Origin of the sequence: Kitasatospora setae KM-6054 (assembly GCF_000269985.1) — a bacterium.
Classification (GTDB): Bacteria; Actinomycetota; Actinomycetes; order Streptomycetales; family Streptomycetaceae; genus Kitasatospora; species Kitasatospora setae.
Genome location: NC_016109.1, coordinates 567050 through 587792 on the forward strand (window position 1 = coordinate 567050; position 20743 = coordinate 587792).

Annotated in this window: 22 protein-coding genes; 9 read left to right on the forward strand and 13 right to left on the reverse strand. The window is 75.5% G+C overall.

The annotated features are described in order from the left end of the window. Positions 1 to 13: 13 nt before the first annotated feature. From KSE_RS02350 to KSE_RS42645, 6 genes are all read right to left on the reverse strand, one after another. Entirely contained in the window at positions 14 to 613 is a 600-nt protein-coding gene (locus KSE_RS02350; protein WP_014133653.1) for a sulfite oxidase-like oxidoreductase, read from the reverse strand. A gap of 30 nt (positions 614 to 643) precedes the next feature. Beyond that, positions 644 to 1240, reverse strand: a complete 597-nt coding sequence (locus tag KSE_RS02355) for a sulfite oxidase-like oxidoreductase (RefSeq protein ID WP_014133654.1) — start codon at positions 1238 to 1240, stop codon at positions 644 to 646. A gap of 114 nt (positions 1241 to 1354) precedes the next feature. Further along, complete coding sequence (locus KSE_RS42640) at positions 1355 to 2440, reverse strand: membrane protein (protein WP_014133655.1); 1086 nt, start codon at positions 2438 to 2440, stop codon at positions 1355 to 1357. Positions 2441 to 2602: 162 nt separating this feature from the next. Beyond that, on the reverse strand, positions 2603 to 4858 hold the full coding sequence (gene katG, locus KSE_RS02365; RefSeq protein ID WP_014133656.1) for a catalase/peroxidase HPI: 2256 nt from the start codon (positions 4856 to 4858) through the stop codon (positions 2603 to 2605). 190 nt (positions 4859 to 5048) lie between these two features. Beyond that, the gene (locus tag KSE_RS02370) at positions 5049 to 6017 is read right to left on the reverse strand and encodes an alpha/beta hydrolase (protein ID WP_014133657.1); all 969 of its coding nucleotides are present in this window, start codon (positions 6015 to 6017) and stop codon (positions 5049 to 5051) included. A 132-nt stretch (positions 6018 to 6149) separates the two neighbouring features. Further along, a complete protein-coding gene (locus KSE_RS42645; RefSeq protein ID WP_014133658.1) occupies positions 6150 to 6299 on the reverse strand; it encodes a hypothetical protein in 150 nt (49 codons plus the stop codon). A gap of 136 nt (positions 6300 to 6435) precedes the next feature. Between KSE_RS42645 and KSE_RS40795 the strand changes: the two genes are divergently transcribed. From KSE_RS40795 to KSE_RS02390, 4 genes are all read left to right on the forward strand, one after another. Continuing rightward, a protein-coding gene (locus KSE_RS40795; protein WP_231873312.1) for an IS5 family transposase occupies positions 6436 to 7232 on the forward strand; the annotation gives its coding sequence in 2 pieces (ribosomal slippage) (positions 6436 to 6768 and positions 6771 to 7232; 795 coding nt in all). 768 nt (positions 7233 to 8000) lie between these two features. After that, positions 8001 to 9971 carry an ATP-binding cassette domain-containing protein gene (locus KSE_RS02380; protein WP_014133662.1) on the forward strand — a complete coding sequence of 657 codons (1971 nt, stop codon included), beginning with the start codon at positions 8001 to 8003 and terminating at the stop codon, positions 9969 to 9971. 154 nt (positions 9972 to 10125) lie between these two features. Continuing rightward, positions 10126 to 10884, forward strand: a complete 759-nt coding sequence (locus KSE_RS02385) for an NUDIX domain-containing protein (RefSeq protein WP_231873111.1) — start codon at positions 10126 to 10128, stop codon at positions 10882 to 10884. Between the two features lie 884 nt (positions 10885 to 11768). Next, positions 11769 to 11954 (forward strand): hypothetical protein, encoded by a 186-nt coding sequence (locus tag KSE_RS02390; protein WP_014133666.1) that lies wholly within the window; start codon positions 11769 to 11771, stop codon positions 11952 to 11954. Between the two features lie 77 nt (positions 11955 to 12031). Here KSE_RS02390 and KSE_RS02395 read toward each other — a convergent pair whose 3' ends face one another. Further along, the gene (locus KSE_RS02395; protein WP_014133667.1) at positions 12032 to 12340 is read right to left on the reverse strand and encodes a helix-turn-helix transcriptional regulator; all 309 of its coding nucleotides are present in this window, start codon (positions 12338 to 12340) and stop codon (positions 12032 to 12034) included. 128 nt (positions 12341 to 12468) lie between these two features. Here KSE_RS02395 and KSE_RS02400 point away from each other — a divergent pair, with 128 nt between their 5' ends. Continuing rightward, a complete protein-coding gene (locus KSE_RS02400) occupies positions 12469 to 12717 on the forward strand; it encodes a hypothetical protein (RefSeq protein WP_033260319.1) in 249 nt (82 codons plus the stop codon). 74 nt (positions 12718 to 12791) lie between these two features. After that, the gene (locus KSE_RS02405) at positions 12792 to 13199 is read left to right on the forward strand and encodes an STAS domain-containing protein (RefSeq protein ID WP_014133669.1); all 408 of its coding nucleotides are present in this window, start codon (positions 12792 to 12794) and stop codon (positions 13197 to 13199) included. An 8-nt stretch (positions 13200 to 13207) separates the two neighbouring features. Here the strand turns inward: KSE_RS02405 and KSE_RS02410 are convergent, their stop codons facing one another. The 5 genes from KSE_RS02410 to KSE_RS02430 form a co-directional block, all read right to left on the reverse strand. After that, on the reverse strand, positions 13208 to 13516 hold the full coding sequence (locus KSE_RS02410) for a WhiB family transcriptional regulator (protein WP_014133670.1): 309 nt from the start codon (positions 13514 to 13516) through the stop codon (positions 13208 to 13210). A gap of 223 nt (positions 13517 to 13739) precedes the next feature. After that, positions 13740 to 14816 carry a YihY/virulence factor BrkB family protein gene (locus KSE_RS02415; protein WP_014133671.1) on the reverse strand — a complete coding sequence of 359 codons (1077 nt, stop codon included), beginning with the start codon at positions 14814 to 14816 and terminating at the stop codon, positions 13740 to 13742. A 227-nt stretch (positions 14817 to 15043) separates the two neighbouring features. Continuing rightward, on the reverse strand, positions 15044 to 15379 hold the full coding sequence (locus KSE_RS02420) for an STAS domain-containing protein (RefSeq protein ID WP_014133672.1): 336 nt from the start codon (positions 15377 to 15379) through the stop codon (positions 15044 to 15046). After that, the gene (locus KSE_RS02425) at positions 15376 to 16578 is read right to left on the reverse strand and encodes a cobalamin B12-binding domain-containing protein (protein ID WP_014133673.1); all 1203 of its coding nucleotides are present in this window, start codon (positions 16576 to 16578) and stop codon (positions 15376 to 15378) included. Before KSE_RS02425 ends, KSE_RS02420 begins: the two co-directional genes overlap by 4 nt. After that, positions 16575 to 18188 (reverse strand): PP2C family protein-serine/threonine phosphatase, encoded by a 1614-nt coding sequence (locus KSE_RS02430; RefSeq protein ID WP_014133674.1) that lies wholly within the window; start codon positions 18186 to 18188, stop codon positions 16575 to 16577. Before KSE_RS02430 ends, KSE_RS02425 begins: the two co-directional genes overlap by 4 nt. Before the next feature lie 266 nt (positions 18189 to 18454). Between KSE_RS02430 and KSE_RS02435 the strand changes: the two genes are divergently transcribed. Next, positions 18455 to 18826 carry an STAS domain-containing protein gene (locus KSE_RS02435; protein WP_063747488.1) on the forward strand — a complete coding sequence of 124 codons (372 nt, stop codon included), beginning with the start codon at positions 18455 to 18457 and terminating at the stop codon, positions 18824 to 18826. A 74-nt stretch (positions 18827 to 18900) separates the two neighbouring features. Further along, entirely contained in the window at positions 18901 to 19314 is a 414-nt protein-coding gene (locus KSE_RS02440; protein ID WP_014133676.1) for an ATP-binding protein, read from the forward strand. A gap of 247 nt (positions 19315 to 19561) precedes the next feature. Here the strand turns inward: KSE_RS02440 and KSE_RS02445 are convergent, their stop codons facing one another. Next, on the reverse strand, positions 19562 to 19987 hold the full coding sequence (locus KSE_RS02445) for an SsgA family sporulation/cell division regulator (RefSeq protein WP_051055090.1): 426 nt from the start codon (positions 19985 to 19987) through the stop codon (positions 19562 to 19564). 259 nt (positions 19988 to 20246) lie between these two features. Here KSE_RS02445 and KSE_RS02450 point away from each other — a divergent pair, with 259 nt between their 5' ends. Beyond that, positions 20247 to 20723: a Dps family protein gene (locus tag KSE_RS02450; protein WP_014133678.1), complete on the forward strand. Its 477-nt coding sequence runs from the start codon at positions 20247 to 20249 to the stop codon at positions 20721 to 20723. The last annotated feature ends 20 nt before the right edge of the window (positions 20724 to 20743 follow it).

Here is a 20743-nt window from a genome sequence, read left to right on the forward strand (position 1 = left end):
CGTCGTCCTCGCCTCAGTCGGTCCAGGTGCGCTGCTCGCGCCAGGGGTCGCCGTAGTCGTGGTAGCCGAGTTGTTCCCAGAAGCCGCGCCGGTCGGTGCGGCCGAGGGTGAGGCCGGTGATCCACTTCGCGGACTTCCAGAAGTACAGGTGCGGCACCAGCAGCCGGGCGGGGCCGCCGTGCTCGGCGGCCAGCGGCGCGCCGTCGTAGGTGTGCGCGATCCAGGCCCGCCCGCCCCGCAGGTCATCGAGCGGCAGGTTGGTGGTGTAGTCGCCGTAGCACTCGGCGAGGGCGTAGCGGGCGTCGGTGGTGACGTCCGCGAGCAGGGTGTCGAGGGAGACGCCGCGCCAGCGGGTGTCGAACTTGGACCAGCGGGTGACGCAGTGCAGGTCGGTGGTGACGTCCTGCTGGGGCAGCGCCTGGAACTGCTCCCAGTTCCAGCGGTGCTGTTCGCCGCTCTCGGTGGTGAGGGTGAACTCCCACCGGTCGAGCGGGATGTCGGGGGTCGGCCCGGCGGAGAGCACGGGAAAGTCCTCGGTGCGGAACTGGCCGGGCGGGAGGCGGTCGCCGCGGGTGCGGCGGTGGCCGTGGAATCCGGGGGTGAGCGTCGCCATCGTCGGGCTCCTCGTGCGTTCGGGGGGCGGTCAGTCCTGCCAGGTGCGCTGCTCGCGCCAGGGGTCGCCGTGGTTGTGGTAGCCCGCGGCCTCCCAGAAGCCGGGTTCGTCGACCGGGCTGAGGGTCAGGCCGCGCACCCACTTCGCGGACTTCCACAGGTACAGGTGCGGCACCAGCAGCCGGGCGGGCCCGCCGTGCTCGGGGGAGAGCGGGAACCCGTCGTACTCGTGGACGATCCACGCCTGCCCGTCGAGGACGTCCTCCAGCGGCAGGTTGGTGGTGTAGCCGCCGTGGCAGTGGGCGATCACGAAGTCCGCCGCCGTCTCGGCGTCCGCGAGCAGGGTGTCGAGGGAGACGCCGCGCCAGCGGGTGTCGAACTTGGACCAGCGGGTGACGCAGTGCAGGTCGGTGGTGACGTCCTGCTGGGGCAGCGCCTGGAACTGCTCCCACGTCCAGGCGGTGTGCTGCCCCGTCTCGGTGTCGAGGGTGAACTCCCAGTCGTCGGTGTCGATCCGGGGCGTGGGGCCGGCCGACAGCACGGGGAAGTCGTGGGTGGGGTACTGGCCGGGCGGCAGCCGGGACGTGTCGAAGCCGCGGCGGCCGGAGAAACCGGGTGACAGGCTCATGCGGGTCCTCCGCTCGGAACCGGCAGGCGGACGCGGGCCCCCGGGCTCCGCACTTCCATCAAAGGCCCGTTCGACCGTCCCCGCACATCGGCCCCGGGGCCGGCCCCGGGCGCGCTACCCGGCATCCGGGGCCGCCGTCGGGGCGGGGACGGGGGCGGTGGCGGGGCCGGAGCGGGCGGGGAGCAGGAAGGAGGCCGCGACGGCGACCAGGACGCCGCCGACGGCCCAGGCGACCAGGACCCAGACGGCCCCGGCGGTGGCGGCACCGTCGAAGTAGACGGTGTTGCGCACGACGGTCGTCCCCGCGCCGGGCGGCAGGGCCTGGCCGATGGCCCGCCAGAACGGCGGCAGCAGCGCGGCCGGGTAGACGCCGCCGGAGCTCGGGTTCCCGAGGATGGTGAACAGCACGATGGTCAGGCCGAGGCCGATCGTGCCCAGCAGGCGCTGCATCGCGACCCCGACGACGCCGGAGGCGAGGACGACCAGGGTGCCGATGCCGGTGAGTTCCCAGAACGCGCCGGGCAGGCAGGAGAGGAGCGGGCCGACGATCAGGGCGCCGCCGATCCCGGAGACGAAGGCGTAGGGCAGCATCGCGGCCAGCCGCACCCCGATCCGGGCGGGGGTGGGGCGCGGGGAGCCGGAGACCATGTTGAGGGCGGAGGCGGCCAGGTAGCCGCCGATGGTCCAGCTGAGGACCAGGTAGAAGGAGGACAGGCCCCGGGAGTCGCCCTTGGCGGGGGGACGGACGTCCTGGACGGCGACCTGGCGGCCCTGGGTCTGCTCGATGGCCTGGGCGATCCGGGCGGCGGTGTCGGAGACGGAGGTTCCGGCGGCCGAGGCCACCAGCAGGGTGTCCTGGTCGCGGGCCGGGTCGATCAGGGCGGCGGCGTCGGTGTCGCGGTCGAGCAGCAACTGCCGGGCCTGTGCCTCGTCGGCGGCCGGGGAGGCGTCGACCGGGTCGCCGGGCAGGGCGTCGAGTCTCCCGACCACCTGCGGCAGCACGGCCGGCGGGGCGACGACGGCCACCCGCAGGCCGTGCGGTCTCGGGTCGTGGAAGGCTCCCATGTAGGAGAGGGCGAAGCCGAGTTGCAGGAGCAGCACGCCGAACATCACCAGCGCGGCGCGCGGGGTGACCGCGTCCCGCAGCAGCCGGGTCGGGGCGGGGGGCCGCGGTCGGGGGTCCTGTGCCCTGGTGGCCATCGATTGCCTTCCTTCGGTGTGCGGCTGTGCGGCTGTGCGGAGGCCCCCGGTGGCGGTGGCCACACGGGTGCGGGCCGTGGACGCGGGGTGCGCGGGCCTGCGGGCGGCCCTCGGCGCGGCTGCGGCGCGGCTGCGGCGCACCCGCGCCGGACGGAGGGGCGCTCAGGTGTGGCGGTGGCCGGGCAGGTCGTAGCGGTCGAGGTCCATGACCTTGGCCCAGGCCGCGGCGAAGTCGGTGGCGAACTGCTGCTCGCCGCCGGCGGAGGCGTAGACCTCGGCGAGGGCCCGCAGTTCGGCGTTCGAGCCGAAGACGAGGTCGGTGCGGCTGGCCGTCCAGCGCAGGGAGCCCCGGGCGTCGCGGCCCTCGAAGAGGGCGGGGTCGTGGGCGGTGGGTGTCCAGGTGGTGTCCTGGTCGAGGAGGTTGACGTACCAGTCGTTGGTCAGGACGCCGGGGCGGGCGGTGAGCACGCCCAGGTCGCTGCTCTGGTAGGTCGCGCCGAGCGTGCGCAGGCCGCCGACCAGCGCGGTCAGTTCCCGGGCGCTCAGCCCGAGGAGGTCGGCGCGGTCGACCAGGCGGTACTCGGCGGGCAGGGTGTCGTCCTTGCCGAGGTGGTTGCGGAAGCCGTCGGCGGCGGGCTCCAGGTGGGAGAAGCCGTCGATGTCGGTGTGCTCCCGGGTCGCGTCGACCCGGCCGGGGGTGAACGGCACCCGCAGCTCGTGCCCGGCGTCGGCGGCGGCCTTCTCCACGGCGGCGGTGCCCGCCAGCACGATCAGGTCGGCGAGCGAGACGCCGTGGCCGGCGGGCCGGGAGGAGGCGAACGCGGCGCGGATCTCCTCCAGCCGGGCGAGCAGGCCGGCCAGCCGGTGGGGCTCGTTGACCTCCCAGCCGTTCTGCGGCTCCAGCCGGATCCGGGCGCCGTTGGCGCCGCCGCGCTTGTCGCTGCGGCGGAAGGTCGACGCGCAGGACCAGGCGAGCCACACCAGGTCGGCGACCGGGATCCCGGCGGCCAGTACGCGGGACTTGAGCTGTCCGACGGCGTCGGCGTCGAGCGGGGCCTCGGTGGGCTCGGGGAGGGGGTCCTGCCAGATCAGGTGCTCGGCGGCGACCTCGGGGCCGAGGTAGCGGGTGATCGGGCCCATGTCGCGGTGGGTGAGTTTGTACCAGGCGCGGGCGAAGGCGTCGGCGAACTCCTCGGGGTGTTCGAGGAAGCGGCGGCAGATGCGGGCGTAGTCGGGGTCGACGCGCATCGCGACGTCGGTGGTCAGCATCGCCGGGGTCCGGCGCGCGGCGGGGTCGTGCGGGTCCGGCACGGTGTCCTGGCCCGCGCCGTCCTTGGGGCGCCACTGGTGGGCGCCGCCGGGGCTGGTGGTGAGTTCCCACTCGTAGCCCAGCAGGATCTCGAAGTAGCGGTTGTCCCAGCGGGTGGGGGTGTCGGTCCAGATCACCTCCAGGCCGGAGGTGATGGTGTCGTTGCCGTGGCCGGTGCCGAAGTCGCTCTTCCAGCCCAGGCCCTGCTGTTGGAGCGGGGCGGCTTCCGGCTCGGGGCCCAGGTGCTCGGATCCGGCGGCGCCGTGGGTCTTGCCGAAGGTGTGGCCGCCGGCGCACAGGGCGACGGTCTCCTCGTCGTTCATCGCCATCCGGGCGAAGGTCTCGCGGATGTCGGTGGCGGACGCCATCGGGTCCGGGTTGCCGCGCGGGCCCTCCGGGTTGACGTAGATCAGGCCCATGGTGTCGGCGGCCAGCGGGGCGAGGAGCTCGCCGTCGTCCTTGTGCCGCTCGTCGGTGAGCCAGGCCGTCTCGGGGCCCCAGTAGATTGCCTCGTCCGGGCCCCACACCTCCTCGCGGCCGCCGCCGAAGCCGAAGGTGGCCAAGCCCATCGACTCCAGGGCCACGTTGCCGGACAGCACCATCAGGTCCGCCCAGGACAGTGCCTTGCCGTACTTCTGCTTGACCGGCCACAGCAGGCGGCGGGCCTTGTCCAGGTTGACGTTGTCGGGCCAGGAGTTGACGGGCGCGAAGCGCTGCAGTCCGGCTCCGTTGCCGCCGCGGCCGTCGGTGACCCGGTAGGTGCCGGACAGGTGCCAGGCCATCCGGATGACGAACGGGCCGTAGTGGCCGAAGTCGGCGGGCCACCAGTCCTGCGAGGTGGTCAGCACCCGCTCGATGTCGCGCTTGACCTCCGCCAGGTCGAGCGCGCCGAACGCCGCCGGGTAGTCGAAGCCGTCGCCGTTCGGGTCGTGGGCGGCGGCGTGGCGGCGCAGCACGCCGAGGTTCAGCCGCTCGGGCCACCACTGGTGGATGCCGTCGCCCTTCATCGGGTCGGCGGCCGCGGCCTGGACCGGGCAGCCCCCGGCCGCCGGGTCGGTGTTCTCGGGAAACGCGTTGGTGACCTGCCGCGCGTCGCTGTCGTCGGGCATGGAACGGGCCTTCCTGGCAAGGGGGGTCGGGGAAACGGGAACGGCCCCCGCACACCGCGGCCGGCCGGGAGCACGCCCGGGGCCGGGCGCCGCAGGTGGACGGCGCCCGGCCCCGGTGCGCTCCCGGGCGGGTGGTGGTGCGGGCCCCGCGCGTACGGTGGGGCGGGGCCCGGTGGCGCGGGGGGGTGGGTCAGCCGTGCAGGGCCTTCTTCAGGGCGTCGACGGCCAGGTGGCGGGCGACGTTGGCGGCCCGGGTGTCGCGCAGGCTGTCCAGCAGCAGGAAGTCGTGGACCATGCCGGCGACCCGGACGGCGGTGACGTCGACGCCGGCCTCGCGGAGCTTGTTGGCGTACTGCTCGCCCTCGTCGCGCAGCACGTCGGCCTCGTCGGTGATGACCAGGGTGGTCGGCAGGCCGCGCAGGTCCTCCAGCGGGGTCTGCAGGGGGGAGGCGTGCGGCTCCTTGCGCTGGTCCGGGTCGGAGTACTGGTCCCAGAACCAGATCATGCCGTCGCGGGTGAGGTAGTAGCCCTCGGCGAACTGGTGGTAGGACGGGGTGTCGAAGTCGGCGTTGGTGACGGGGTACAGCAGCACCTGGGCCTTGAGGTCCAGGCCGCCGCGCTCCTTGTTCATGTTCGCGAACACGGCGGACATGCAGCCGCCGACCGACTCGCCGGCGACGGCGACCCGGGAGGTGTCCAGGCCGTGCTCGGCGCCGTGCTCCAGCAGCCAGCGGCCGACCGCGTAGTTCTGCTCCACCTGGGTCGGGTACTTGGCCTCCGGGGCCCGGTCGTAGACCGGGAAGACGCCGGCCGCGCCCGCGCCGACCGCGAGTTCGCGGAACAGCCGGTCGTGGGTCTTGTCGTCGCCGAAGACCCAGCCCGCGCCGTGGATGTAGAACACCACGGGCAGCGGGCCGGTGGCGCCCTTCGGCTTGATGATCCGGGTCCGGACCTGTCCCCATTCGCCCGCGTCGACGGTCACCCACTCCTCGTCCACGGCCGGGCGCTCGACGCCCTCGCCGCTCTGCAGGCCGAGCAGGATGTCCCGGCCCTCGGGCGGCGGCACCTCGTAGATCCGCGGGTGCGGGTCGGTGGCCTCGGCCAACTCCTTCGCGGCCGGCTCCAGGTAGGGGGTGATCGGCGGGGGAAGCTGCGTCATGTCCGCTCCATCGGTAAGGACGGCGGGTGCCGCTCGGCGCCCGGGCCGGGTCCGTGACGACCCGACCATGAGACAAACTAGAACGATTCGGACACCGCGCACCCCCGCGCGACCGAATGGGAGGCCCGGCCCTCACCGGTCGGGGACGCCGACGGCGTGAGCGATGACCAGCAGGGAGGCGATGAGCGCGGCGATGCCCTCGACCGCCATCAGGGCCTTGGCCCGGGCGCTCAGCGACATGGTGTCGGTGGGGCTGAACGCGGTGGAGTCGGCGACCGACACGTACAGGTTCCACGTTCACCCATCCGGTGCCGAGAACGCACCGGAGCACCGTAGGACGAGCGAAGGGAATGGAAGGCGTCGGCCAGGCGGTACTCAGAAGTCATCTCATTTGGGCTTGTAGGCTGTTCACGTGACGATCGTGGAGCGCCTGGTGCCGGATGAGTTGTGGGAGTTGTTCCAGCGGGTGGTGCCGCCGGCGCCGACCCGGCCGCAGGGCGGTGGCCGTCGGCGCCACGGGGACCGGGAGGTGCTGGCCGCGATCGTGTTCGTGGCGTCCTCGGGCTGCACGTGGGCCCAGCTTCCGCACTGCTTCGGGCCGTCCGGGCCGACCGCGCACCGCCGGTTCACGGAGTGGACCGGGGCCCGGGTGTGGGCCAAGCTCTACCGCCTGGTCCTGGACGAACTCGGTGCGCGGGGCGAGTTGGACTGGTCGCGGTGCGCGGTCGACTCGGTGAACATGCGGGCCCTGAAAAAGGGGATCTGACGGGTCCGAATCCTGTCGATCGGGGCAAGTACGGGTCGAAGATCCACCTGCTCACCGAACGCACCGGTCTGCCCCTCTCGCTCGCGGTCTCCGGTGCCAACCTGCACGACAGCCAGGCCCTGATCCCGCCCGTCGAGGCGATCCCGCCCATCCGCTCCCGTCGCGGCCCGAGGCGGCGCCGGCCCGGCAAGCTCCACGGCGACAAAGCCCACGACCACCGCTTCATCCACTCCCACCTGCGACGACGACAGATCACCCATCGCATCGCCCGCCGCGGCCTCGAGTCCTCCACCCGGCTCGGACGGCACCGCTGGGTCATCGAGCGGACCGTCGCGTGGCTCGGCGGATTCCGTCGGCTCCACCGCCGCTACGAACGCAAAGCCGACCACTTCGCGGCCTTCGCCGCCATCGCCGCCGCCCTCGTCTGCCACCGCAGACTGACCAAATGAGATGACTTCCAAAGCGACCACCCCGGGGAGCGACCCAACCGCCCGCCTCGGAGCCGCGCGACACGTTCGAACGGGCTCTCACGGCCTGCGCACTGGCCCACCAGCCCCCGCAGGCGCAAGCCGAAGCGGCGGCCGATGCCGTGCCAGACCATCGTGCGGCGCCCGAAACATCCCTTTCGACCCAGGCTGGCCCAGGGGTGACGCCCACTTGAATACCCCTGTCGAACAGCACCATCATCGGACGCCGAACCGCTCGCCCGGACTTCCAACTCGCCCTGCCAGGAGAGCATTTGAGCCAGGTCGACAACGCCCTCACGCAGCCCGGAAACCCCGCCCCGGATGTACCGGCCGCGCCGGCAAGCGCCCCCGTCACCCTCGTCGCCGGGGTGCGCCTCGTCCTGACCGGCCCCGCCGACCCCGCCAATCCCGCCGACTGCACCGGCTATTTGGCCGCGCTGGCCTCCGGCCTGACGGGGCCGCAAATGACGGGGCTGGAGATCGACTCGGGCCTGGTACGGGCCGCCGCGCGGAGGTCACCGCGAACGGGTCGGCTGCTGTCGCGCGGGGTCCGCGCCGCCTGTGGGCGGAGGCCGAAGCGGTGCGGGCCCGCTGGGCCGCGGCGGGCTGCCCCGTCGCGTACGACCTCGATTTCGGCCCGGCCGGGACGGTGCGGGCGGTGAGCGGGGCGGGCCCGTCCCGGGAGCTGCTGCTGCTCTGATCCCGGCCCCGCCCCGTCTCCGCGTCCGTGCCGATCACAGGAGGTTCCGCTTGAACGACCACACCACGACGACTGCCTCCGTACCGGGGCCCCGCACCCCCGAGCTGCCGCCCCCGCCGGAGCGGGTGCGGGCGGTGCCCGCCGACGGGGACCTCGGCGGGCAGATCACCCAGGGCTACTGGGAGACCTTCGAGGGCGAGGCGTCCCGGACCGGGCTGGTGACCATCGCCCGCCGCCTGCCGGCCATCGTCGTCCAGGTATGGGGCACCGCGTGGCGCGCGGACGCGCGGGCGGCCGTCCTGGTCGCCGTGCTGCAGCTGGTGTCCGCCGCGATGGTGTCGGCCGGGCTGATCGCCAGCCTGGGCATCCTGCAGAAGGTGTTCGCCGGCGGTGCGACCGGAGAGCGCATCCGCGCGGCGCTGCCCGCCCTGGCCGTGGTCGCGGTGCTGCTGATGCTCCGCGGCCTGGTCGACGCCGGCATCTCGCACTGGCAGGCCCGGCTCGGCCCCCGGGTGCGCCAGCAGTTGGAGGCCGACTTCCTCGCCCTGACCAGCCGCATCGAGCTCGCCGCCGTCGACGACCCGACCTGGGCGGACGAGGTCCGCCGCGCCAACGACCGCGGGCTGTACTACGCCAAGGAGTCCGTCAACAAGACGATCGAGCTGGCCAGTGCCGTTCTCGCGCTGCTCGGCGCGGCCGGCGTCCTGGGCGTCCTGCATCCGGTCCTGCTGGTGCTGCTGCTGGCCGCCGTCGTCCCCAAGGGCGCCGCCTCCGTCCACTCGATCCGCGCCGGCTACCTCTCCGCCGTGCGGCAGAGCACCCTGCGCCGCCGGATGCTGCAGTTCTCCTGGGTTCTGTTCGAGCGCGACACCGCTCCCGAACTGCGCGCCTCCAACGCCCAGCAGGCCCTGCTGGACGAGCACCGCGCCCTGTCCGCCCGGATCACCGACGAGGAGGTCGCCCTCGGCGAGCACCAGAGCCGCGCCGCCCTGCTCGGCCGCGCGCTCGGCGGCCTGGGCATGTTCGCCACCTACGCCGCGCTCGCCTGGATGCTCGGCGCGGGCTGGATGCCGCTGGCCACCGGCGGCGCCGCCTACCTCGCCATCCAGGCCAGCCAGAGCGCCCTGCTGCGCCTGGTGATCGCCGGCCACCAGGTGTTCGAACACGCCCTGTGGGTCGAGGACCTGAAACGCTTCGAGGAGAGCTGCCGGGCCCGCCTGCCGCGCACCGGCGCGCCCGCGCCCGCCGCGGTCAAGGAGATCGAGGTGCGGGACGTGCACTTCACGTACCCGCAGGGCAAGCAGGCCCTCCGAGGGGTGAGCCTGACCCTGGAGGCGGGGAGGAGGTACGCGTTCGTCGGCGCGAACGGCTCCGGCAAGTCCACCCTCTCCCGCATCCTGGCCGGGCTGTACGAACCGACCGAGGGCACCGTCCGCTGGGACGGCACGGACGTGCGCCGGTTCGACGCGGCGAGCCTGACCGGACGGGTCGCCCTCGTCCTCCAGGACCCCGGGCACTGGCCGCTGTCCGCGCTCGCCAACATCACCATCGGCTCCGGGAACATCACCACCGCCGACCCCGACCGGGTCATGCGCGCCGTGCGGGCCACCGGCGCCGACCGGGTCATCGCCGACCTGGACCACCAGTGGGACACCGTGCTCAGCCCCCAGTTCGAGGGCGGCGCGGAACTCTCCGACGGCAACTGGTCCAAGATCGCCTGCGCCCGCGCGCTGAACGACGACGACGCCCCGCTGCTGGTGATGGACGAGCCCACCGCCAGCATGGACCCCCTCGCCGAGGACCGGCTCTTCCGCGCCGTCCTCGACGAGTACGCCGGTCCCGACACCATCACCGTCCTGGTCTCCCACCGCCTCGCCCCCGCCGTCGCCTGCGACCAGGTGCTCGTCTTCGACCAGGGCCGGATCGTGGAAGCCGGCAGCCACCGGGAACTGATCGCCCTCGGCGGCACCTACGCGGAGATGTTCGAGACCCAGGCAGCCGCCTACCGGAGCAACCGGTGACCGCCCGGACCGGCGGGGCCGCCGGGACTCCTGCCCCAGGCCGCACCCCGAGAGCGGGCGGCCGGTGACGGGCCGCCACCGGCGGCCGCCGGATCCCCCGCCGCCGGAACACGCCGCCGCCCTGCGGCATGCCGCCGGCACCGGACGGCCCGTCGTGGAGGAGGGCGTCGTCGTCTTCGACGGCAGCACCGTCCCCTACGCCTACCGGACCGTGTACGGGCTGGACGGCCGGTGCGAGCGCCACGTCGAACTGCCTGGACCCGCCACCGCCACCGCTGCCCCCGTGGCCCCGCCCCGCGCCCCGAACGGACCCCCTGCTCCTGCCACCCGACCGCACGACGAAGGAGTGAACGACATGATCGAAGACTGGGCCACGGAGGAGTCGACGGAGGTCTACCGCGGGCGCTGGGTGGTGGTGCGCCGCGACACGGTCCGGCGGCCCGACGGCAGCCCGGGCAGCTACGAGTACACCGAGGCCGTCGACGGGGTGCGCGTCCTGGCCCTCGACGACCGGGGCCGGATCGCTCTGGTGGCGGAGGACGTCTACGTGTGCGGCCGGCGGCTGCTGCTGTGCCCCGGCGGCGGGTGCGGGGCGGACGAGGACCCGGCGGCGGCCGCGCGGCGCGAACTGCTGGAGGAAGCCGGCATCCGCGCCGCCCGGATCGAGCAGCTGACGACGATGTGGCGGATGCCCGCAGGTGCCCGGACCCGCGAGCACCTCTACCTGGCCACCGGCCTGACCGTCGGCGAGCACCAGCGGGAGGCCAGTGAGGCCGACATGGAACTGCGCTGGGTCCCGCTGGAGGAAGCGGCGGCGATGTGCGCCGACGGCCGGATCACCGAGGCCGGCACCCTCACAGCCGTCCTGCTCACCGCGCGGCAGCACCGACCCGCTGCCGCACCAACCCACTGACCTGGCAGTGCGCCCTCCTCCCCAGGACGGGCCGACAACGCCCCGGGGAGAGGAACCCGCTGACCGCCCGTCACCGCGATCCGCACCCGCGCCGACGGCGACCGCCCGGTACCGGTGCGGGACGCGCCTTCGACGGTGCCGCCCCGTCCCGGCCCCCGCACCCCGCCCCACCTCCCGCTACGCACCAGGAGCCGGCCGAAAGGAGCCCGCCCGCTGTCCGCGCGGGCCGGGTGCGCACGGCACCCGGCCCGGGTTTCGCGCCTACCGTGGCCGCACCTGGAGCAGGCAGGACTTCGTCCTCGGCTTCGCCGGGGACGTCGGCGACCTGGCGAAACTCACCCAGGCCGCCGACGGGATCCGCTGCGGCTCCGCCTCCGGCGATCCCGAACTCCTGGAGCGCGGCCTACGGACCATGGCCCGCCTCCGCACCGCGACCAAGGACCCGACGGCGCCCCGGGCGGCGACCGGATCGGAGGGCACGGCGTGACGGGGTTGCTCCGCGTCCCGTCCTTCACCCGCCTGACCGTGATCGTGATCGACTTCGAAGGGCTCACCCCGCCGGACGGCCGGCGGAACCGACCGAGGTCGCCGCGCTCGCGCTGCGCTCCGAGGGCGGGCGCCTGGTGGGGGTCGGCCGGTTCGAGTCCCTGATCCGGCCGCCCGCCGACGTCCCGGTGACCGCCCGCGACGTCGCACAGACCGGCATCACCGCCGCGGTGCCCGCCCGCCGCCGGCCCGGCCCGCCGGTCCGTGGCTTTCCTGACCAACCGGACCACCGCCCGCGCGGGACCGCCCGCGCGCGATCCGTCCGGTCGGTCCCGTGTGGGCGGGGCGGTCCGGGGTAGTCGCCGGGTGCCCACGAGGGAGGATGGAGAGGAGCAGCCATGACCACGCAGGACGGCAAGGACCGGGCCGCCGAGGAGGCGCCCGGGGAGAGTGTCCGGGAGCGGTCGGCCGAGGAGCGCGAGATCACCGCGCCGACCCCGGCGGACGTCCGGGCCAAGGCCGCGGGCCGGGACGGCGGGGACGAGGATCCCGAGCCGCCGGCGGCGGACAGCCAGGCCCCCTGAGACCGGGGCCCGCGCCGACCGGCCGGTGCCCGGCTCCCCGCGTTGACCGACGGGGGCCGGGCATCGGCGCGCGTCGGTCAGCGCGGGTCCGGCGGCGGGGTGAGGAGGGCGGAGAGCAGTTCCGCGATGGTGGGTCCGGCGTCGGCCGGGTGGCGCAGTTGGCCGTCGATGACGTGGTAGTGGTTGGTGCGGCCGCGACGCTCGTGGGAGAGGTACCCGGCGTCCTCCAGATCGGCGATGATGCGCTGGACGGCGCGCTCGGTGAGCAGGCAGCGGGCGGCTATGTCGCGGACCCGGATGCCGGGGTCCCGGTAGATCTGGATCAGCACCCTCGCGTGGTTGGTGAGGAACGTCCACTGGCGGCTGGTTTCGGCGGCTCTCTCCACCTCGCAAGGATAGGTACCGGGATTCGCGACTCCGAATGCATGACATAATTTTCGTGTATTCATTGACGTGCATCAGCGGCGCGGGGAGAGTGGACGTGCCGGTTCCCCGTTCGGCACCAGGAGGCGAAGTGGTGGAGTGCCCGACCCGCGCCCAGCTCCAGGAGCTCACGGACGCGCTGACCGGCGGCACCGGTGCCGTCCCGGCCCTGCCGCCGCAGCTGCGGTACGCGATCGCCGGCGTGAGCGCCTACCTCGCGGCCGTCGAGGACGGCACCCCGGCCACCGGCCAGTTGCGCGGGAACGCCGTCGCGCTCTGGGCCACCCTGCGCGCGGTGGCGGGAGCCGCCCGCGCGCCCGACCCGCTGCCCGCCTCCTGACCCGGCCGGGGTGCGGGCCGGGACGTCCCCGGCGCCGCCGGACGGCGGGGCCGGGCGCGGCGGAGCGGGCCGTCGTGGTGCGGGCACCGGACCTGCGGATCGAGACCCGGCGCAGCGGCGGGACCGTCCGGTGCGCGCTGGTCGGCGCCCTGCACCAGGACAACCAGGAGGCGTTCGCCCGGGCCCTGGCCCGCGGGCTGCGCGCCCGCCCGGACCGGCTCCGCGTCGACCTGCGGGCGGTCGACCTGTTCACCTCGGCGGGCCTGAACGCCCTGCTGCGGGCCGGTCTGGCGGCCCGCGTCCTGGGGGTGGCGCTGGCCCTGGACTCGCCCTCGCGCTGTGTGCGCCGGGTCCTGGAGAGCACCAGGTCCGCGCCGTACCTGCCGGTCGAGAACAGCGACCCGCTCCGGGAGCGGCGCGCCGACCGCGGTCGGCCCCCGGGAAGGCCGAGGGCCGGCCGGGATCCGGCCGGCCCTCGGTAGCGGGCGCCTCAGGCGGCGGTGGAGGTGACGTCGGCCCCGGCGCCGCGGCGCACCAGCAGGACGCGCCGCTCGTCCTCGGTCAGGCCGCCCCAGACGCCGTAGGGCTCCCGGGTGGCGAGGGCGTGGCGCCGGCATTCGAGCCGGACGGGGCAGCCGCCGCACACCCGCTTGGCGGCCTCTTCGCGCTCCCGGGCCTCGGCCCGGCCCTCGTGCGCGGGGCGGAAGAAGACCTCGCCGCCGACGGTGCGGCAGGAGCCTTCGAGCTGCCAGTCCCAGTGGTGCGTCTGTGCGCCGGGGAGGCGGGAGACCATGGTCACGACGGTGTCCTCCGAACGGAGTGGCGAATCGAACAACCGCCGTCTAACCGTCCCTCCGCAGGTCATGCCCCTTCCCGGAGACCGGTTCCCGGGTCGGTTCCCGGGGTCGGCGGGAGCGTGCCCGGGCCCGTCCTCGGCGCGCACGGCACGCACGGCGCGCTGGTGGGGCGCGGGGCCTCCGGCGGGATGGACTCCCGGCCGGACGGGAGGGATCCGCACGCGGTCATCGCTGCTCCCCGGTCCGGTGCGTCCGGGTGTCGGGCGCCGCCGCGTCCTCGGGCCACTCGCGGGTGTCGCGCGGCGGCAGGAAGGGCTCCGCGTCGGGCGGCAGGCCGTGTTCGACGGCCCGTTCGCGGGCGAGCTCGGCGTCGAACTCCAGGCCGAGCAGCACGGCGAGGTTGGAGAGCCACAGCCACACCAGGAAGACGACCACGCCCGCGAGGGTGCCGTAGGTGCGGTTGTAGGAGCCGAACCAGGCGACGTACGCGGCGAATCCGCCGGAGAGGGCCAGCCAGAGCAGGACGGCCAGCAGGCTGCCCGGGGAGATCCAGTGCCAGCCCCGGCCGCGCACGTTGGGCGCCGCCCAGTACAGCAGCGCGATCATCACGGAGACCAGCAGCACCAGGACCGGCCACTTGGCGACCGACCAGACCGTCACGGCGGTGGGGCCGATCCCGAGGAGGTCCCCGGCGCGCTCGGCCAGCGGGCCGGTGAAGACCACGATCACGGCGCTGGCGAGCAGCAGCACCATCAGCACCAGGGTCAGGCCGACCCGCAGCGGGGTGAGCTTCCAGACCGGGCGGCCCTCGCGGATGTCGTACACCGCGTTGGCCGCCCGGATGAACGCGGCGACGTAGCCCGAGGCGGACCACAGCGCGCCCAGCAGGCCCACCGCGGCGAACACCCCGCCGGCCCCGCGCCCGTCGCGCAGCTGCTCGACCGATCCGCTCAGCACGTCCCGGGCCGGGCCGGGGGCGAGCTGCCGGAGGTTGTCGAGCACCGCGCCGGTCACCGGGCCGCCGAGCAGGCCGAGGATCGAGACCAGCACCAGCAGGGCCGGGAAGACCGCCAGCACCCCGTAGTAGGTCAGCGCGGCGGCCCGGTCCGGCAGCTCGTCGTCCAGGAACTCCCCGGCGGTGCGGCGCAGCACCGCGAGCCGGCCGCGGGCCGGGAAGCGCGCCGCCCACCCGGACCGGCCGCCGTTCCCGTCCCGCTTCCCGTCATGCCGTTTCCCGTCGTGCCGCTTCCCGTCGTGCCGCTTCCCGTCGTGCCGTTCCCTGCTCGGCTCGCCGTCCCGCACGGTCCTGTCCCCCTCTCCGTCGCGCACGGGCCGGCTCAGCGGACCCGGGCGGGGACGGCCCGCAGCGGTCCGGGCGGGCCGGGCCGCCGGCGCGGGTCGGGGTGCCGCCCGCGGTCGCGGGTCGGGCGGAGGAGGGTGCTGTTCGGCCGGGGGTGCTGTCGTGGGTCCATGGCCGTCGGCTGCCCCGGTCCGGGGATCGGAAACCGGGGCCGGGACGGGCCGCGGTCTCAGGGCGCGCGGTCGGCGAGCAGGTAGGCGGCGGTGCCGGTGAGGCGCAGCAGGCGGTCGAGGTGGGCGGGGCGGTGCTCCAGGAGCAGGCGGCGGCCGGCCGCGTCGGTGTCGCGGCGGATCTGGAGCAGCGCGGACAGTCCCATCGAGTCGCACAGCGACATGGCGGCGCAGTCGACCCGGACCACCTGGTACGGCGGCTGGGCGGCCAGGTGGGCGGCGACCGCCCGGACGAGCTCCTCGCAGCTCTCGTGGTCGAGTTCGCCCTCGACCCGGACCGTGACGGCGCGGTGCGGGGCGGCGGGGCCGGGCGGGGGGACGGGGTGCGCGCTCATGCGGGTGTTCCGGTGGTCGGCCGGGCGGTGTCGGTCCGGGGCGGGGCGGCGGCGGTCAGGGGGGTGGCGGGCGGGGCGGCGGCCAGGGCGGCGGTGAGGATCGCGACGCTGCGCGGCAGGTCGCGCAGGTGCTCGCGCAGCACGCTCAGCGCGGAGGTGAGCAGGGCGTCCGGGACGGAGCGGGCGAGCAGGACGTGCCGGGTCCAGTCGGTGAACGCGGTGAACAGCTCGGCGTCCCCGGTGTAGAGGGCGACGGCCAGGTGCTCGACGATCTGGGTCAGGTCGTCGAGGGTGTGCTCGCGCTGGGCGCCGGTGTAGGCGCGGACGGCGGGGTGCCGGTCGGCCAGGGCGGCCAGGACGGCGGCGGCCGGTGCCCGGGGGTCGCGGCCGACCAGGGTGTACTCCTGGTCGGCGAGGTGCGGCAGGTCGTCGACGGGCCGGTGCGGGGAGGCGGGGAGCGGCAGGCCGCGGGCGAGGCGCCGGGCGGCCGCGCGGGCGTCGGGGGCCCAGGCGTCGGCGCCGAGCAGCCGGGCGTGCCGGCCGTCGGGGCCGAACGCCGCGCCGCCGACGACGACGGGCACGCCGGCGGCCTGGGCGGCGGTGATCGCGCTGTGCGCGGCGGGCAGCCGGGTGGGCAGTGCGGCGGACAGCGCGAGCACGTCGGGGGCGGTGCGGTGCAGGTGGGCGATCAGGTGGGGGGTGGGGCACTGGGCGCCGAGGTAGTCGACCCGCCAGCCGCGCAGGGTCAGCACCTCGGCCAGCAGCCGGGCCGGGAAGGCGTGCCACTCGCCCTCGACGCAGGCCACCGCGATCCGGCCGGGGCGCCGGGGGGCGGTGGCGGCGGCGAACGCGGGGTGCCCGGTGACGACGGCCACCACCCGTTCGTTGACCGCGGTCGCGGCGTGCTCCTGGATCACGGTGATCCGGTCGGCGGCCCACTCGCGGCCGATCCGGGCCTGGAGCGCGCCGATCACGTCCAGCAGCAGCTCCTCGGGGTGCAGGCCGCGCTCCAGCGCGGCCACCGCGAGGGCGGCGGCCCGGGCCTGGTCGCCGCCGAGGACGGCCTCCCACAGCTCCTCGGTGCGGTCGACCGGGCCGGCTTCGGGGCCGGTGCCGGTGGCCGGTCCGGCGCCCGTTCCCGTTCCCGGTCCCGTTCCCGTTTCGGGGCCGAGCGTGGCGGTGGATGCGCGGTCGTTCATTCCGGGAGTCCTCGCTGTCGGCCGATCACGGGTACGTGGCCGCGCGGGGGCGCGGCGATCACCATCACGGCCATGTCGTCGTGCCGGTTCTCACGCAGCCACTGCGCGGCGAGCATCTGGACCCGTTCCACGATCGCCTCGGCGGGCAGGCCCGCGCACTCGGCGAGGGCCCGGCGCAGCCGGTGGTCGCCGAACTGCTCGCGCCCGGTCGGGCCGCCCTTGGCCTCGGTGATGCCGTCGCTGTACAGGACGCACGCCTCGCCGGGGTCGAGCAGGACGGTGTCGGTCCGGGTGGTGGCCTCGGGCAGGACGCCGACGATGCTGCCCAGGGTGGTGGACTCGGTGACCCTGCCGTCAGCCCGGACCACCATCGGCGCGGGGTGCCCGGCGGCCGAGAGCCGGACCCGGACCCGGTCGTCCTCGCGGCGCACCGAGGCGAGCACCAGGCTGGCGAAGCGGGTGTGGCGGGAGGTCAGCAGGGCCCGGTTGAGCAGGTGCAGGACGCGCTGGTGGTCGTCGGCGAGCGGCAGCAGCGCGTGCAGCGTGTTGCGGACCTTGCCGGTCATCACGGCGGCCTCCAGGCCCTTGCCGCTGACGTCGCCGAGCAGGGCGAGGGTCTCGCCGCCGGGCTCGGCGGCGGGGTGGACGTCGTAGAAGTCGCCGCCGATCCGGTCGCGGTCGCCCGAGGCCCGGTAGCCGCCCGCGAAGTCCACCCCGTCGAGGTGTTCGAGCCGGGGCGGGAGCAGTTCGCGCATCAGCAGGTCGGTGACGGCGGCCTGCTCGGAGTACATGACGGCGGCGGAGACGGCGGCGCCGGCCCGGACGGCGAACATCCGGGCGAAGCTCTCCTCGGCGGGGTCGAACGGGCCGGCGGCCGGGGTGCGCAGCAGCACCAGCGCCCCGGCGGGGACGCCGTGCCCGGGCAGCGGGGTGACCAGTACCGAGCCGACCCGGCCGAACCCGTCGGGCACCAGCCAGTGCGGCGCGGCGCCCGGGTCGATCCAGCGCGAGGGGACCGGCGGGAAGCCGCGCAGCGCCTCGGCCAGGCCGGGGACCTCGGCCGGGTCCGCCCGCACCTGGGCGTGCGCCGGGTCGGCCCCGCGCAGGCAGGTCACCAGGCGCAGCACCCGGCCCGAACCGGGGGCGACCAGGACGGCGGCGTCGGCCAGGTGCAGTGCGGCCTGGCGGGCGGCCGTCTCCAGGACCCGGTCGGCGTTCAGCGAGGAGAGCAGCAGGCCGGAGAGCCGGGCCAGCAGCTCCCAGTCGTGCGGGCCGCCGCCGTCCGCCGGGGACGGCCCGGCCGGGCGGTCCTCCCGGCTGACGAACCACCACACGGCGCTGCCGTCGGGCCGGCGGGTGGGGTGCGCCTCGACCGGGCCGGCCATCGGGTCGGTGTGCCGGACGGGCCGCGGCCGGGGGCCGTCGTCCGGCAGGGCCAGGTGGGCCCGGCGCAGCCAGCCGGGCGTGCCGTCCCGGTCCGCCAGCAGGCGACGGGCCCGGTCGCTGGCGTGCAGGATCCGGCCGTCGGGGCCGAGCAGCGCCACCGGGTACGGGGAACCGGCGAGGAAGTCCCCGTCCGTGATCGCCGCGGAGGAAATCGAAGATGCCATCGTCCGGGCCCTGACGGACCCTCACCTCGCAATTGGTTTCCGCCGGCGCCACCTGGCCCGTGGGGGGACTGGGCGGCGGGCGGGTTTGGCGGGGTCCGCGAGCCCCGCGAGGGGTCCGGCGGGCCGCACCCGAACCACCATGCTACCGCTGCCCGGTGGCTCCCCCGGCGCCCGCGGAGCCGGCCCGCCCGGGGCGGGCGGGCCGGCTGTCCGGCGCGGGGGCGGGGGCGGGGCCCGGCTCGGGGGGGCGGGCTACGATGCCCGTCATGACCGATCACACGCACGGTGCGGCCGGGACGGGTCGTCGGGCGGACGTCGAGACGGTGCGGGCCCGGGGCGAGCTCGACTGGGAGGACGCCCAGGACTTCGGGCAGCGGTTGGCGGCGGCGCTCGACCGCCGTCCGCGGCTGCTGGTGGTGGACTTCGCCGAGGTCACGTTCGCCGACTCCTCGGTGCTGCACGGCCTGCTCGTCGCCCGGCGGCGGATGGCCGAGGACGGCGGGCGGCTGGTCCTGGCCGGGCCGCTGCGGGCGGCCGTCCGCAGGCTGATCGACCTCGCCGCCGCCGGCAGCCACCTGCCCGTCGCGCCGGACATGGCCGCCGCGCTGCGCGGCGACGTGCCCGGCTCCCCGGTGTGACAACGCACCGTCCGGGCAGCCGACTGTCCGGGGCGGCGTTCCCCGCCCCGTCCCGACCGATGCGAGGGCCTCAGATGTCCGGTGCCGAGACCGACCTGACGCAGCGGCCCGGCCTGCCCGCGCGTCCGCCGGTGCGTACCGCGGCCGAGGCGCGGGCGGCCGTCACCGAGGCGCTCGCCCGCTGCTTCCCGGTCGGGGGGCGCCTGCACGGCGACGCCTGCCTGGCCGCCACCGAGCTGGTCACCAACGCGATCCGGCACGCCGGCGGGGTGACCGGGTTCGCCGTGCGGGCGGACCGCGCCGCCGGGTTGACGATCGAGGTCGAGGACGCCGCCGACGCCGGCCCGTCCGGCGACGCCGCCCACCTGGACGACCCGACCCGGCTGGGCGGCCGGGGCTGGCCGCTGGTCCGACTGGTCAGCTCGCACTGGGAGGTCGAGCCGCTGCCGGGCGGCGGCAAGCGGATCCGGATCACCCTGACCGGCTAGGTCCCGTCCGGTCGGTCTTGTCGGATCAGCGCGCGGTGTCGGGCGCCCGGCTGGGAGTGCCGGCCCCACGGCCTCGTACTTGGACGTACTCGGGCTTTCGGCCGGTGCGGCGAGCGGGCCGCTCCTGCCCGGTGGCGGGCCCCTCCTGCCCGGTGGCGGGCGAGGAGGGCGCGTGCCGGGCGTCGCGACGGGCGACGGCTGCCTGACGCGGCACCGGGTCCCGTCCGGCCTGTCGGGTCGGCGGGGCTCAGGCCAGCAGGCGGGCGAGGCCGGGGGCGAGGTCGAGGTGGGCGGTCTCGGTGCCGGGCGGCACCTCGGTGTACGCCTCGGCGAGGAACGCGGCGACCGCGGTGTCGGGGGTGCTGATCAGGGCCCGCTCGGCCTGGGGGCCGAGGGCGCCCAGGGTGATCAGGATCCGGCCGTCCGGGCCCGGGGCGACCCGGACGTCCCCTTCGCCGGCCGGGGTGAGGCGGCCTTCGGCGAGCAGGTCGCGGCCGAACCGCCAGGTGATCTCCTCGCCGCCCGGGCGGTGCGGCGGGAAGGCCAGTTCCACCCCGTAGGGGAGGGCGGGGTCGAAGCGGAGCCGGGCGGCGACCCTGGTGTCGGGGTAGGCGCTCTCCGGGAGGGTGACCGAGAACGACCTGAACACGGCGGCGGGCATGCGGGTCCCCATTCCTGTTTCCTGACTGTCTTCGTGCGGGGCGCCGATGGCCGGGGACGCACCCGGGACGCGGCCTGGACGGCCGGTGTGTCGCGGGCCCGGCTACCCGGGCCCGGGCGGTCCACGCCGGGGTTGCCGAACCGTTATCCGTCGCCCCTTCGGCGCCGTTCGACGGCCTTGGGGCGTTTTCGGGTGTTTCGGTCCGGCGCGGGCGGGCAGCCGAGGGGCGGCCGGCGCTCGCCGGCCGCCCCGACGTCCGTGGAGAGGACCGATGATGGACATCGCCGACGGCAGCCCGCTGAACGCACACGACCGCGAAACGGCCGGGGAGGCGCTGCAGGGCGCCCTGGTCGACCTGGTGGACCTGTCGCTGGTCGGCAAGCAGGCGCACTGGAACCTGTACGGCCCCCGGTTCCGCTCCGTCCACCTGCACCTCGACGAGGTGGTGGCGACCGCCCGCGACTACGCCGACCAGGTGGCCGAGCGGGCCGCCGCGATCGGGGTCAGCCCGGACGGGCGGGCCGCGACGGTCGCGGCGGGCGGCCTGCCCGGGGCGCCGGCCGGCTGGCAGGCCGACACGGCGGTGGTGGAGTGGCTGGTGGAGGCGCTCGGGACGGTGGTGGGCCGGATGCGCGAGCGGATCGCCAAGACCGGCGATGCCGACCCCGTCACCCAGGACCTGCTGATCGGGGTGACTGCGGCGCTGGAGGAGCACAGCTGGATGTTCCGGGCCGAGAACCGGGGCTGAACCGGGGCTGAACCAGGGCT